Annotated in this window: 13 protein-coding genes; 10 read left to right on the top strand and 3 right to left on the bottom strand. The window is 70.8% G+C overall.

Annotation, left to right across the window (positions count from 1 at the left end):
* Nucleotides 1–97: 97 nt before the first annotated feature.
* Both ABD655_RS02170 and ABD655_RS02165 read left to right on the top strand, forming a co-directional pair.
* Nucleotides 98–1402, top strand: coding sequence for a DUF6986 family protein (locus tag ABD655_RS02170; RefSeq protein ID WP_344711296.1), 1305 nt, complete (start codon nt 98–100; stop codon nt 1400–1402).
* Nucleotides 1399–2208 (top strand): bifunctional allantoicase/(S)-ureidoglycine aminohydrolase, encoded by an 810-nt coding sequence (locus ABD655_RS02165; protein ID WP_344711293.1) that lies wholly within the window; start codon nt 1399–1401, stop codon nt 2206–2208. The genes ABD655_RS02170 and ABD655_RS02165 overlap by 4 nt, the downstream gene beginning before the upstream one ends.
* Nucleotides 2209–2253: 45 nt before the next feature.
* On the opposite strand, the gene ABD655_RS02160 is transcribed toward ABD655_RS02165, so the two are convergent.
* Nucleotides 2254–2685 (bottom strand): DUF1761 domain-containing protein, encoded by a 432-nt coding sequence (locus ABD655_RS02160; RefSeq protein ID WP_344711291.1) that lies wholly within the window; start codon nt 2683–2685, stop codon nt 2254–2256.
* A gap of 109 nt (nt 2686–2794) precedes the next feature.
* Between ABD655_RS02160 and ABD655_RS02155 the strand changes: the two genes are divergently transcribed.
* Nucleotides 2795–3721, top strand: coding sequence for a 2-hydroxyacid dehydrogenase (locus ABD655_RS02155; RefSeq protein WP_344711288.1), 927 nt, complete (start codon nt 2795–2797; stop codon nt 3719–3721).
* Nucleotides 3722–3802: 81 nt separating this feature from the next.
* Here the strand turns inward: ABD655_RS02155 and allB are convergent, their stop codons facing one another.
* Nucleotides 3803–5143, bottom strand: a complete 1341-nt coding sequence (allB, locus tag ABD655_RS02150) for an allantoinase AllB (RefSeq protein WP_344711285.1) — start codon at nt 5141–5143, stop codon at nt 3803–3805.
* Between the two features lie 106 nt (nt 5144–5249).
* Between allB and uraD the strand changes: the two genes are divergently transcribed.
* From uraD to ABD655_RS02130, 4 genes are read left to right on the top strand one after another with little or no spacing between them, the layout of a single operon-like run.
* A complete protein-coding gene (gene uraD / locus ABD655_RS02145; protein ID WP_344711282.1) occupies nt 5250–5750 on the top strand; it encodes a 2-oxo-4-hydroxy-4-carboxy-5-ureidoimidazoline decarboxylase in 501 nt (166 codons plus the stop codon).
* Between the two features lie 4 nt (nt 5751–5754).
* Nucleotides 5755–6093 carry a hydroxyisourate hydrolase gene (gene uraH, locus ABD655_RS02140; RefSeq protein ID WP_344711279.1) on the top strand — a complete coding sequence of 113 codons (339 nt, stop codon included), beginning with the start codon at nt 5755–5757 and terminating at the stop codon, nt 6091–6093.
* Between the two features lie 3 nt (nt 6094–6096).
* Nucleotides 6097–7014, top strand: coding sequence for a factor-independent urate hydroxylase (pucL, locus tag ABD655_RS02135; protein ID WP_344711276.1), 918 nt, complete (start codon nt 6097–6099; stop codon nt 7012–7014).
* A 6-nt stretch (nt 7015–7020) separates the two neighbouring features.
* Entirely contained in the window at nt 7021–8442 is a 1422-nt protein-coding gene (locus tag ABD655_RS02130) for an amidohydrolase family protein (RefSeq protein WP_344711273.1), read from the top strand.
* An 85-nt stretch (nt 8443–8527) separates the two neighbouring features.
* On the opposite strand, the gene ABD655_RS02125 is transcribed toward ABD655_RS02130, so the two are convergent.
* Nucleotides 8528–9049, bottom strand: a complete 522-nt coding sequence (locus ABD655_RS02125) for an adenine phosphoribosyltransferase (protein ID WP_344711270.1) — start codon at nt 9047–9049, stop codon at nt 8528–8530.
* An 84-nt stretch (nt 9050–9133) separates the two neighbouring features.
* On the opposite strand from ABD655_RS02125, the gene ABD655_RS02120 reads away from it, so the two are divergent.
* From ABD655_RS02120 to ABD655_RS02110, 3 genes are all read left to right on the top strand, one after another.
* A complete protein-coding gene (locus ABD655_RS02120) occupies nt 9134–10822 on the top strand; it encodes a glycoside hydrolase family 13 protein (RefSeq protein WP_344711267.1) in 1689 nt (562 codons plus the stop codon).
* Between the two features lie 27 nt (nt 10823–10849).
* Complete coding sequence (locus ABD655_RS02115) at nt 10850–11872, top strand: LacI family DNA-binding transcriptional regulator (RefSeq protein ID WP_344711264.1); 1023 nt, start codon at nt 10850–10852, stop codon at nt 11870–11872.
* Nucleotides 11873–12202: 330 nt separating this feature from the next.
* Nucleotides 12203–13417 carry an amidohydrolase gene (locus tag ABD655_RS02110; protein ID WP_344711261.1) on the top strand — a complete coding sequence of 405 codons (1215 nt, stop codon included), beginning with the start codon at nt 12203–12205 and terminating at the stop codon, nt 13415–13417.
* Nucleotides 13418–13433 lie beyond the last annotated feature (16 nt).

The raw sequence follows: 13433 nt of genomic DNA, 5'->3' as shown, positions 1-13433 counted from the left end.
GACGCTCAGGGTGGCGGGCGGCGGGCGCGTGAGACACCATGAGGGAACACTCCGTCGTCGCACGGCGCGATCCAGCACAGCGAGGAGCCGTCATCGCATGACCGCCGACCTCGCTCGCGCCCGTGACGGTGTTCTCACCGCGGCGGATCTGGCCCGCGTGGACGCGGCCCTGCAGGGCACCGACGACCTGCTGCGCTCGGCGTACCGCGGTGACGACGGGTCGCGTCAACCGGTGCACACCGCCTACGTCCCCGCGGACCGGTATCACCCGGGCCTCCCCGCGGAGTGGGGAGCGGCCGCCCTCGCCGCGGCCGAGGCGGTCGGCGGTCTGGACGCTCTCGCCGCGCACGTCGGCCTGACTCCGGAACTGGTCACCGACGTGGTCCCGCGCGTTCGCGCGAAGCTCGAGCGAGAGCCCATCGAAGACCTGCGGCTCGACTTCGAGGACGGCTACGGTGACCGCGGCGATGCGGTGGAAGACGCCGACGCGGTCGGCGCGGCCGCTCGCGTGATCGAGGCGGTGCGCTCGAGTGCGGCGCCTCCGTTCATCGGCATCCGGTTCAAGTCCCTCGAAAAGTCCACCCGCGCCCGCGGTCTGCGCACCCTCGACCTTTTCCTCAGTGGTCTCGTGGAGGCAGGCGGCCTGCCCGGCGGTCTGGCGCTCACGCTCCCGAAGGTGACCACGGCGGCCCAGGTGGCGGCGATGGCCGACGTCGCCGCTGCGCTCGAGGGTGCGCACGGGCTGACCGAGGGCAGCGTGCGCTTCGAGGTGCAGATCGAGACGCCGCAGGTGGTCCTGGGCGCCGACGGCAGGTCGCCGCTCGCCCTTCTGCCACGGGCGGGAGCCGGGCGGATCACTTCACTGCACTTCGGCACCTATGACTACACGGCCGCGCTCGGGATATCCGCGCACCACCAGTCACTGGATCATCCCGCCGCCGATCTGGCCAAGGAGCTCATGCAGCTCGCGGTGGCCGGCACCGGCATCCGGCTGTCGGACGGCTCGACCAACGTGCTGCCCATCGGCGACCGGGCCATCGAGGCATGGATGCTGCACGCCCGACTCGTGCGCCGATCACTGGAGCGCGGTTTCTTCCAGGGTTGGGACCTGCATCCGCATCAACTGCTGACGCGGTACCTCGCCACGTACGCGTTCTATCGCGAGGGCTATCCTCAGGCGGCGGAAAGGCTGCGCGCCTACATCGAGCGCAGCCCGGGCACGGTGCTCGACGAGCCCGCGACGGCACGGGCACTGGCCTGGTTCGTCGTCCGCGGCGTGCAGTGCGGAGCCCTCGACACCGACGACGTCATCGCCGAGACCGGCATCGGGCACGAGGCGCTGATCGCGCTCGCCCACCCGCGACCCGTCTCCCGAACCGATCCCCGCGAGGACTCCGCATGAGCTATTTCACCCCGACCGGCGGTCTGCCGCCTCAGACCGCGCTGCTGACCGATCGTGCCATCGTGACGGAGGCGTACACGGTCATCCCGCGCGGCGTGCTGCGAGACATCGTCACGAGCAACCTGCCGGGCTTCAGCGGAACGCGCTCGTGGATCCTCGCCCGCCCGATCGCGGGATTCTCGACCACCTTCTCGCAGATCATCGTCGAGATCGGGCCCGGCGGCGGTGCCGAGCGCCCCGAGCGCGAACCCGGGGTCCAGGGCGTCGTCTTCGTCACCGCCGGCCGCCTCACGCTCACGCTGGCCGGGCGCCTTCACGAGCTGGAGGCCGGCGGTTACGCGTACCTCGCGGCCGGGGAGGAGTGGTCGCTCGCCAACGCGGGGGACGAGGTCACGACGTTCCACTGGATCCGCAAGGCGTACGAACCGCTGGAGGGGATGCACCCGGCATCCTTCGTCACACGCGACCAGGATGTCGCACCCGCACCGATGCCGGGCACCGACGGGGTGTGGGCCACGACGCGGTTCGTCGACCCGGACGACCTCGCCCACGACATGCACGTGAACATCGTCACCTTCCAGCCGGGCGGGTCGATTCCCTTCGCCGAGACCCATGTCATGGAGCACGGACTGTTCGTGCTGGAGGGCAAGGGCGTCTACCGGCTGAACGGCGACTGGGTCGAGGTCCAGGCGGGCGACTTCCTCTGGCTGCGCGCGTTCTGCCCGCAGGCCTGCTACGCCGGCGGGCCCGGTCCGTTCCGCTACCTGCTCTACAAGGACGTCAACCGTCAGATCCGGCTCACCTGAGGGCGGCGCGGCCGCGTCGACGGACCGTCTCGCGGTCGGGGTGGGTCAGACGGTTCCGGCCGGGGGCCAGACGCCGATGATCACGGCCATGATCAGCACCGTGACCAGCTCGTGCCCGATGTTCATCACCGTCAGCGCCGACGGGCGACCTTCGAACACGTCGTGGGTGATGAACCGCGCCGCGGTGAATCCGGCCCACAGCGCCACCGCCGTGACGATGGCCGCGAGCAGGAAGCCGCCGCCGTAGAAGTGCCACGCGATCGCGGTCGCTCCGGCCAGGACCCACGCCGTGAGGAAGCTCACCACGACCGTGATCAGGATCGGCACCACCGCCGAGGCCCCCGGGCGGTTCAGGTCGACGTTCGCGAGCTTCGCCCATCTCGTCCCGAACACCTTCGGCGTGTACCAGATCGATCCGACGACCATGCTCGAGGCTGTCGCGATCAGGACCGCCCAGTAGTTGATCTCGGGAACCATGACTGCCTCCTCCGCGCGAGCCGCGCTGCTTCCGCGACAGTAGCCCCGTCGCCTGCCCGCAGGACGGAAGCGCGCCGACCCGCTCCGGCGCCGCGGGTAGCGTGGAACGGTGAGCACCCCATCGCTTGTCGTGTCCGTTCCCAACGAAGAGCTCGCCGCCGCGCTGCGGCCCGTACCCGAGGGCGTCGAGGTCCTGGTCTGGACCATGCTCGCAGCGCCCCCGCGGGAGGCCATCGACATCGTGGTGCCGCCGTACATGGCGATCGGCAAAGCGCTCCCGCGACTGGCCGAAGTGCGGACGCGCCTGGTGCAGGGCCAGTCGATCGGGTACGACGGCGTCGCCGACGCCCTGCCGCCCGGTCTGGTGTTCGCCAACGCCGCGTCGGTGCACGAGGCATCGACCGCCGAGCTCGCGATCGCGCTCACCCTCGCCGCGCAGCGCCATCTGCCGACGTTCGTCCGCGCCCAGGACGAGGGTCGCTGGGCGTCCGAGTTCTCGGACAGCCTGGCCGATCGCCGGGTGCTGCTGCTCGGGTACGGCGGCGTCGGAAAGGCGGTCGCGGCGCGCCTCGCGCCGTTCGAGGTCGACCTCACCGTGGTCGCCTCCCGCGCCCGGGTGGAGGACGGGATGCCGGTGCACGCCGTGGACGAGCTGTTCGACCTGCTTCCGCACGCCGAGGTCGTCATCGTGACCCTCCCGGGTGGCGACGCGACGCGGCGGATCATCGATGACGCGGTCCTGTCGGCGCTGCCCGACGGCGCGCTGGTCGTGAACGTGGGGCGCGGCGGCCTCATCGACACGGAGGCGCTCGTCGACCACGCCACCCGCGGACGCATCCGCGCAGCGCTCGATGTCACCGACCCCGAGCCGCTGCCCGCCGACCATCCGCTGTGGACGCTGCCCGGCGTGCTGATCACCCCGCACGTCGGCGGTGCGTCCAGCGCGATGCGGCCGCGCACCGTCCGGCTGATCCGCGCCCAGATCGAGCGGATGCTGGCCGGCGAGCCGCCGCTGAACGTCGTGCACGAGAGCTGAATCCCGCAGAGGCAGAGCGGACCGGTGGTCCTCCCCAAGGCCACTGCCGTGCACGCGGGATTCCGGGCGGACGGGGCGCAGCTAGAGCAGGATCTCCTGGCCGCGACGCGGGCCGATGCCGTCGCTCCGGCCGTACGCGCGCTCTCCCGCGAGATAGGTCGCCTCCACGACGCCCGCGAGCACCTTGCCATCCCACGGCGAGATCGGGTTCCGGTACTCCAGCCGCGAAGCGTCGACGGTGAACAGTGTGTCCGGGCTCAGCACCACCAGGTGTGCCGGGGCGCCCACGGCGATGCGACCGCGGTCGGCGAGACCGGCGATGCGCGCGGGGCCCGTCGTCAGCAGGGGCAGGAGGGTCTCGAGGGGGATGCCGCGCGCCCGGGCCTCGGTCCAGACCGCCGCGAGCCCGGTCTGCAGCCCGGAGATGCCGCCCCATGCCTGCGCGAAGTCGCCACCGCCGCGCTGCTTCATCGCGGCGGGGCACGGGGAGTGGTCGCTGACGACGGCGTCGATCGTTCCGTCCAGGACTCCGGTCCAGAGCAGCTCGCGATTGTCGCCGCCGCGGATCGGCGGGCACGCCTTGAACGCGGCGGCCCCGTCGGGCACGTCTTCGGCGCGCAGAGCCAGGTAATGCGGACACGTCTCTGCGGTCAGTCGCACGCCCGCCGCCTTCGCCGCGCGGATCTCATCGAGTGACCCGCCGTCGGAGACGTGCACGATGTGGGCGCGTGCGCCGGTGCGTTGCGCCGCGCCGATGACCGTGCGGATGGCCGACCGTTCACTGAGCGGTGGGCGGGAGGCGGCGAACTCCGCGTAGCGCACACCGAGGCGGGCGGGGGTGTGCAGGAGTGCGGGGTCTTCGGCGTGCACGATGAGCACGCTGTCGAGCGCAGCGACCTCGGCGAGGGCGCGCTCGAGCTGCTCGGCATCCAGATATCCGAACTCGTCGATGCCGGACGGCGAGAGGAAGCACTTGAACCCGACGACGCCGGCGTCGGCGAGCGCCGCGAGCGATCCGAGATTCTCCGGGACCGCGCCGCCCCAGTAGCCCGTATCGACCGCCAGCTTGCCGCGCGCCGCCGCGCGCTTGGCGGCGAGCGCGCCGACCGTGGTGGTGACGGGGACGCTGTTCAGCGGCATGTCCAGGATGGTCGTGACTCCGCCCGCCGCGGCCGCAGCGGTCCCGGTCGCGAAGCCCTCCCACTCGGTGCGCCCGGGTTCGTCCAGATGCACGTGCGAATCGACCAGCCCGGGGATGAGGACCCGGTCGTTCGAGAGCACGACCTGCGCTGCGGCGTCGAACCCGTCCACGCCGACGACGCGACCGTCGGCGATCCGGACCGTCGCCGGTTCGAACACGCTCCCCGTGAACACTCGCGTCGCAGCGATCGCCCGCAGGGAGGCGGGGAGGACGGCATCCATGCCCCCACGTTAGGGCGCGAGCGTTTCCCGGCGTCACCCCGCCGGGCGGCGCGCCGGAACGCCCCGCCCTCGTCGACGACCGGAACCCGGCGAGTACGGTGTGGCCATGAACCTCGACGAGTTCAACGCAGCGGATGCCGCGGACGCGGCATCCGTCGTCGCCGTATGGGCGGCGGTTCCGTCGTGGGTGCACGCGGTGGTCGCGGCGCGACCATACGGCTCGATCGACCAGCTCGCGACCCGCGCCGGCGCGCTCGCAGCGCAGTGGCGCACAGCGGACCTCGATGCCGCGCTCGCCCACCACCCGCGGATCGGACAACCGCCCGCCGGTGCCGGGGCCGAAGCCGCGGTGTCGCGTCGGGAGCAGGCGGCGATGACGGATGCCGCGTCCGCCGTGGCGGCGGCGATCGCCGCGGGCAACACCGCCTACGAGGAGCGCTTCGGTCGGGTCTTCCTGATCCGGGCGGCGGGCCGCTCACCGGAGGAGATCCTCGCGGAGCTGGAACGACGGATGCGCAACGACGACGAGACCGAGGCGTCCGAGGCGCTGGCGCAGCTCGCTCAGATCGCGCTCTTGCGCCTGCGCGGGTCACTGGCGGAAGGATGAACCCATGACCAGTCGCCTCACCACGCACGTGCTGGACGCCTCCTCCGGCGCTCCGGCCGAGAACGTCGTCGTGTCTCTCGCGCAGTACCTGCCCGGCGGCGGAACGACGGGAGTCGCCCAGGGCTTCACCGACACCGACGGTCGCCTGGCGCTGGGTCCGGAGAGCTTGGACCCGGGCATGTACGCCCTGACGTTCGGGACGGGCGCCTACTTCGCGGATCGAGACATCCCGACCTTCTATCCGCTCATCACCGTGACCTTCACCGTCGACGCGACCGATCGGCACTATCACGTGCCGTTGCTGCTCAGTCCGTTCGCCTATTCGACCTACCGGGGGAGCTAGAGCATGAGCGACGTGTCCGTCAGTCTCGGCGCGAACAAGTACGGCAAGGCCGAGAACCGCGTCGTGCGGATATACCGAGACACCCCGCGGCACGAGATCGTCGACCTCAACGTCACCTCGCAGCTGCGCGGCGCGGCGCTGGCCGACTGCTATCTGTCCGGCGACAACTCGTTCGTGGTCGCGACCGACACGCAGAAGAACACGGCGTTCGCGTTCGCGAAGCTGTACGGCATCCCCTCTCCCGAGGAGTACCTGCTCCGGCTCGCCGAGCATTTCGTGACCGCGTTCGACTGGATCGACGGCGGCCTCTGGCAGGCCCAGCAGTACGAATGGGAGCGCATCCTGGTCGACGGACGGGCGCACGACCACTCGTTCGTGCGCACGGGTCGGGCCACGCGTCTTGCCGCGGTGCAGGTGGTGGACGGACAGACCCACGTCATGGGCGGCATCGCGGATCTGGTGGTGCTCAAGTCCACCGGCAGCGAGTTCGCGGGCTTTCCCCGCGATCAGTACACGACCCTCGCCGAGACGGACGACCGCATCCTGGCGACCTCGGTCACCGGGCGGTGGCGGTTCCTGCCCGAGGCCGTCGAGGCGGGCATCGACTACAACGGCCTGTATGCCGAGGTTTCGGCGGTGCTGTTGTCCACGTTCGCGACGGTGCATTCGCTCGCACTGCAGCAGACCCTCTTCGCGATGGGCAAGGCGGTCATCCAGGCGCGACCCGAGATCACCGAGGTGCGCTTCGCGATGCCGAACCGCCATCACTTCCTGTACGACCTCGCGCCCTTCGGACTGGAGAATCCGAACGAGGTGTTCCTCGCCGCCGACCGTCCGTACGGGCTGATCGAGGGCACGGTCACCCGCGACGGCGCGGAACCCGCACCCGACGCCTGGCTCGACATCCCGGCCTCGGGCTGAGTCGTCGTGCCGATCTATCGAGGTCACCTGCTGCATGTGACGGGAAGCCCACGCCTCGAAGGCGCGGCGGACGCCCTGGTCTCCGAGCCCGACGGCGCCCTCGCGATCGATGCGGCCGGTCGGATCGCCTACTCCGGACCGTGGTCGGACCTGCCCGCAGCACTCGCCGGCGATGAGGTGGTTCGAACCGGCGCTTACCTGCTGCCGGGCTTCGTCGACACGCACGTGCACTACCCCCAGACGCTGGCGACCGACGCGTTCGGCGGCGGCGAACTGCTCGAGTGGCTCGAGCACTGCGTCTACCCGGCCGAGTCGCGCCTCGCGGACGCGGGGTTCGCGGACGCCGTCGCGGCGGAGTTCGTGCGACGCCGCATCGGCGCCGGCACGACGGCGGCTCTCGTCTTCGGCTCGGCGTTGCCCGCCGCGCAGGACGCGCTCTTCTCCCGTACGCTCGACGCCGGGCTGCGCATCGTCAGTGGTCGCGGCATCCAGACGGTGGGGCCACCGAGCGCTGCGGCTCTGCTGACCACCGAGGACGCAGCGATCGGCATGGCCGAGGACGAGATCGCCCGATGGCACGGGCAGGATGCCTCGGGCAGAGCGCTCGATCCTCGCTCCGCCCTGGCGCAGGTCGCCCTGGTGCCGCGCTTCAGCCTCTCGGTCACGACCGAGACGCTGCGCCGCCTCGGTCACCTCTACGCGGGGACCCGAGCGGACGGTGTCTACTTCCACTCGCACCTCAACGAGAACGATCGCCCCGGAGACGGCGAGATCGCCGCGGTCCGCAGCCGATACGGTGTCGACCACTACCTGGACACGTACGACGGCCGGCACCTGCCCGGGTCGAAGACGGGCGGTGAGAGCCTGCTCGGACGTCGCAGCATCCTCGCTCACGCGGTGCACTGCACCGATGCCGAGCTGCATCGCCTGGCCGAGACCGGCTCGTCGATCGCGCATTGCCCTACGTCGCAGCTGTTCCTCGGAAGCGGCACCCTGCCGTGGCGGCGGACGGTGGCGTCGGGTGTCGGGATCGCGATGGGCACCGACATCGGAGCCGGGGACGAGTGGCTGATCCCGCGGGTTCTCAACGACTGCTTCAAGGTGCACATGAGTGAGCAGAGTGACCGGTCGGTCGCGATCGACCCGGCTCAGCTGCTCTTCCTGGGCACGCTCGCCGGTGCCCGCGCGCTGGATCAGGAGGCGCTGTTCGGCAACCTGGATGCCGGCAAAGACGCCGACTTCGTGATCGTGGATCCCGCGGCACAGCCCGGCTTCGCGCTTCTGCTGGAGGCGTCCGCCGACGCGAGCCCGAGCTCGCGCCTGTTCACGCTGCTGATGGGCATGCGTGAGGCCTCCATCACCGGGGTGTTCGTGCGCGGGAGGCGTGTCGTGGCGCCGGATGACGCGCGTTCGCTGCTCTCTCCCTGAGCTCCCGGATCAGTTCCGCCGCGCCATCCGTTCGCGCACCCGCACCGCAGACTTCGTGACCGGTCGCCACTTCAGCTTCGCCGGCTCAGCCTTGGAACACCGCGTGCACGTCGCTCACGAGCTCCCGGCCGCCCAGGCCGGCGATCTCCATCAGCACGGCCGTGCCGACCACGGTCTGCCCCAGCACGGCGAACAGCTCGTGCGCCGCCGCCAGCGTCCCGCCCGTGGCGAGAACGTCGTCCACGAGCAGAACGCGCGTCCCGGGAGCGATGTCGTCGTGCACCTCGATCGTCGCCTCGCCGTACTCCAGCGCATAGGCGACGGATGCCGCAGGCCGCGGCAGTTTGCCGGCCTTGCGCACCGGCACCAGACCCACGCCCGCCGTGATCGCCACCGCACCCGCCAGCAGGAAGCCCCGCGCCTCCACTCCCGCGACCACGTCGAACGTCCCCGCGAAGGGTGCGATCAGGGCGTCGATCGCGGTGCGCAGGCCTGCGGCATCCGCCAGAAGAGGAGTGATGTCGCGGAACACGATGCCGCGCTCGGGATAGTCGGGAATCGAGACGATGAGCGATTCAGCGAGGGCGAGGGAGTCGGCGGAAGGCACGCGCCCACACTATCCGCGTGTCGTTCCTCTCCTCGACGAGTCCGCCCTCAGCCTGCGTGCAAGCGCTTGCAGTATCCTGGAACGATGACTTCGCCCGAGACCGCTGAGCGCACCGACGTCCTTTCCTCCCGACCTGGAGCGGAATGGTGGCGCACCGCCGTCATCTACCAGATCTACCCGCGCTCATTCGCGGACAGTTCCGGCGACGGCGTCGGCGATCTGCCCGGCGTCACCGCGCACCTCGACGACCTTCTCGACCTGGGCGTCGACGCTCTGTGGTTGAGCCCGTTCCAGCGTTCACCGCAGAAGGATGCCGGCTATGACGTCGCCGACTACTGCGACGTCGACCCGCTCTTCGGCACCCTGGCCGACTTCGACGAGATGGTGGCCGAAGCGCACGGCCGCGGCATCCGGATCATCGTCGATCTCGTCCCCAACCACTCCTCCGACCAGCACGAGTGGTTCCAGTCGGCCCTGGCCGCCGGTCCCGGCAGTGTCGAGCGCGCGCGCTACCTCTTCCGCGAGGGCAAGGGCGAGCACGGCGAGCTTCCGCCCAACAACTGGGAATCGGTCTTCGGGGGTCCGGCGTGGACCCGCATCATCGAGGCCGATGGCTCACTCGGACAGTGGTACCTGCACCTGTTCGACTCGTCGCAGCCCGACTTCGACTGGTCCAACGAAGAGGTGCGCGAGGCGTTCCGCGACGTGCTGCGGTTCTGGCTCGACCGAGGCGTCGACGGCTTCCGCGTCGACGTCGCGCACGGCCTGATCAAGGCCGAGGGTCTGCCCGATTACACCCCGCCGGAGGACGCCGCATCCATGGGCGGCGAAGAGGAGGACGTGCCGTACTGGGGTCAGGCCGGCGTGCACGACGTGTACCGCGACTGGCACCGCATCCTCGCCGAATACCCGGGCGACCGCGTTCTGGCCGCCGAGGCGTGGCTCCCCGACGCCGACAAGACCGCCCTGTGGGTGCGGCCCGACGAGATGCATCAGGCCTTCAACTTCCCCTACCTGCAGACCGAGTGGGATGCCGCGACGCTCCGTGTCGTCATCGACGACTCGCTGCGGGCGTTCTCCGCAGTCGGCGCCCCGAGCACCTGGGTGCTGTCGAACCACGATGTGGTGCGGCACGCGTCCCGCCTCGCACTGACGGCCGAGAACCCGCAAGGATACGGCATCGGCCCGGACTCCATCGGCCGGCCGATCCCGGATGTCGGACTGCGGCGCGCCCGCGCGGCGACGGCGATCATGCTCGCCCTCCCCGGGTCGGCGTACCTGTACCAGGGTGAAGAGCTCGGGCTGCCCGAGGCCATCGACCTTCCCGACGACGCCCGGCAGGATCCGACCTGGTTCCGCTCGAACGGCGAGCGGTACGGGCGTGACGGATGCCGCGTGCCCATCCCCTGGTCGGCGAGCGCTCCCGCGTACGGGTTCAGCGCGACCGGAGCGTCCTGGCTGCCGCAGCCCGCGGAATGGGCGTCGTTCGCCCGCGACGTCCAGGTGAGCGACCCGGACTCGACGCTGTCGTTCTATCGTGCACTGCTCCGCGTACGGCGGACCCACGAGCTGGGGTTCGGCACGCTGGAGTGGCTCGACGGCTTCGGCCCGGATGTCATCGCATTCCGGAACGGGAATGTCACGGTGATCGCGAACCTCGGCTCGACGCCGATCGTGCTGCCGCACGGTAACGTGATCGCGACGAGCGGCCCGATCGTCGACGGCGACCTGCCCGTCGACACCGCTGTCTGGCTCGCGACCGACGGAGCCTGACCGCGGGACCCGGGCGGAGGGGACGACGTGGTCAGCATCGATGAGGTCGCGCGCTCCGCGGGCGTCTCCACCGCCACGGTCTCCCGAGCGCTCAGCGGGCGGGGCCACGTCTCCGATGCCACGCGTGCGCGGGTCGAGTCCGCGGCGCGGAACCTGGGGTACGTCGTCTCGTCGTCCGCCTCGAGCCTCGCCTCCGGTCGCACGCGCAACATCGGGGTGCTCGTACCGTTCCTGGATCGCTGGTTCTTCAGCACCGTGCTCAGCGGCACCGCGTCCGCACTCATGCGGCGCGGCTACGACATCACGCTGTACAACCTGACGGCTGACCGCGAGCAGCGCAGGAGCGTCTTCGAGACGTTCCTGCGCCGCCAGCGGGTCGATGGCGTCATCGCGATCTCGATCGAGCTGGGCGACGAAGAGATCGAAGGCCTGCGCGCGCTCAAGCTCCCGGTGATCGCCATCGGGGGCCCCAACCCGCGCCTGTCCACCCTCACGGTCGACGACGTGGCCGTGGCGCGCCTGGCCACCGAGCATCTCCTGACGCTCGGTCATCGTGCCATCGCGCACATCGGCGCGAGTCCCGAGTTCGATATCGACTTCCACATCCCCACGCACCGCCGACAGGGATTCGAGCAGGCACTGGCGGATGCCGGCATCCCCCCGCGCCCGTCCCTGTACGAACCCGCGGACTTCACGATCGAAGGCGGGTTCCGTGCGGCGAAGCAGCTGCTCGGGAGGCCGGGCGAGCAGCCCACCGCGATCTTCGCAGCGTCGGACGAGATGGCGATCGGCGCTCTGCTGGCCGCACGCGAGCTCGGCTACCGCGTGCCCGAGGACCTGTCGATCGTGGGTATCGACGGCCACGAGCTGGGTGAGTTCTTCCAGCTCACGACCGTCGACCAGTTCCCGATGGGTCAGGGCGAGCGCGCGGCCGACGCGATCCTCGACGAGCTCGAGGCGACGGATGCCGCGGCCGGCCACGCCGAGGCCCCCCGCGCGCTGCCCTACGAGCTCATCGTGCGCGGCACGACGGCGCGCCTGGACGGCTGACCCGGCCTCGCGCGGCCGTCGCGACCGCGATCCGGGACGCCGCGATTCGCTCGCCTGTCGCGAACTGCCGCCCCACCCCGCGTGTCGTGACAGGCGAGCCCCAGCGCTATTCGCTCGCCCGTCGCAAACCGCCGCCCCGCCCCGCGTGTCGTGACAGGCGAGCCCCAGAGAGCGCGCTTCGCTCGCCCGTCGCAAACCGCCGCCCCGCCCCGCGTGTCGTGACAGGCGAGCCCCAGAGAGCGCGCTTCGCTCGCCCGTCGCAAACTGCCGCCCCACCCCGCGTGTCGTGACAGGCGAGCCCCAGAGAGCGCGCGAACTAGGCTCGAACTCATGACTCTCGACCTCGAAGCGCTCTACATCGATCTGCACCGGCATCCCGAGCTGTCCTTCCAGGAGACCCGCACGGCGGGGGTCGTCACCCGCGAGCTCGAGGCGCTGGAAATCGAGTTCGAAGAGGGCATCGGCAAGACCGGTGTCGTCGGAGTCATCCGCAACGGCGAGGGACCCGTCGTCTGGCTGCGCGCCGACATGGATGCGCTGCCGGTCCAGGAGCAGACCGGCCTCGCATACGCGAGCACGGCGCGGGGAGTCGACCCGGCCGGCACGGATGTGCCGGTCATGCACGCCTGCGGCCACGACATGCACGTCACGTGCCTGCTCGGCGCGCTCGAGAAGCTGGTCGCCACGAAGGACGAGTGGTCCGGCACGATCGTCGCCGTCTTCCAGCCCGCCGAGGAATACGGCGCCGGTTCGCAGGCGATGATCGCCGACGGCGTCCTGGATCGCTTCCCCAAGCCCGACATCGTCCTCGGCCAGCACGTCACGCCCCTGCCCGCGGGAACGATCGGCGTGCGCTCGGGCACCCAGATGGCGGCATCCGATGGTCTGACCGTGACGCTGCTCGGCCGCGGCGGCCACGGCTCGCGCCCGCACTCCACCATCGACCCGGTCGTCATGGCGGCCGCCACCGTCATGCGCCTGCAGACGATCGTGTCGCGCGAGGTCGACCCGCGCGATGTCGCGGTGGTCACGGTGGGCTCGATCCACGCGGGCCTCAAGAACAACATCATCCCGGCCGAGGCACGACTCGAACTGAGCCTGCGCTATCCCGACGACGAGGCGCGTGAGCGCGTCCTCGCGAAGGTCGAGCGGGTCGTCCGCGCCGAGGCCCAGGCCTCGGGCGCCGACGAGGAGCCGGTGATCGTGATCGATCACTCGCTGCCGCCGACCATCAACGACGTGCACGCGACCGCGCAGCTCACGCTGGCCTTCGACCGCGCATTCGGCGAAGGAACGGTCGTCGATCCCGGCATGTTCACCGGCAGCGAGGACGTGTCGTGGTTCGCCCGCGAGTCGGGCGCTCCGCTCGTGTTCTGGTTCTGGGGCGGCATCGACCCGCAGGCCTACGCTGACGCCAAGGCGGCCGGAACCATCGATCGCGACGTGCCGACGAACCACTCCCCGTTCTTCGCGCCGGTGCTTCAGCCCACGCTCGACCTGGGCGTCGGCGCGTTGGTGGTCGCGGCGCGCGAGTTCCTCGGCTGATGTCCCGGACCGAGCC

The sequence above is a fragment of the Microbacterium terregens genome, from assembly GCF_039534975.1.
GTDB lineage: Bacteria > Actinomycetota > Actinomycetes > Actinomycetales > Microbacteriaceae > Microbacterium > Microbacterium terregens.
The sequence above is the reverse complement of the archived record's forward strand: the minus strand, read 5'-3'. Positions and strand labels throughout refer to the sequence as shown.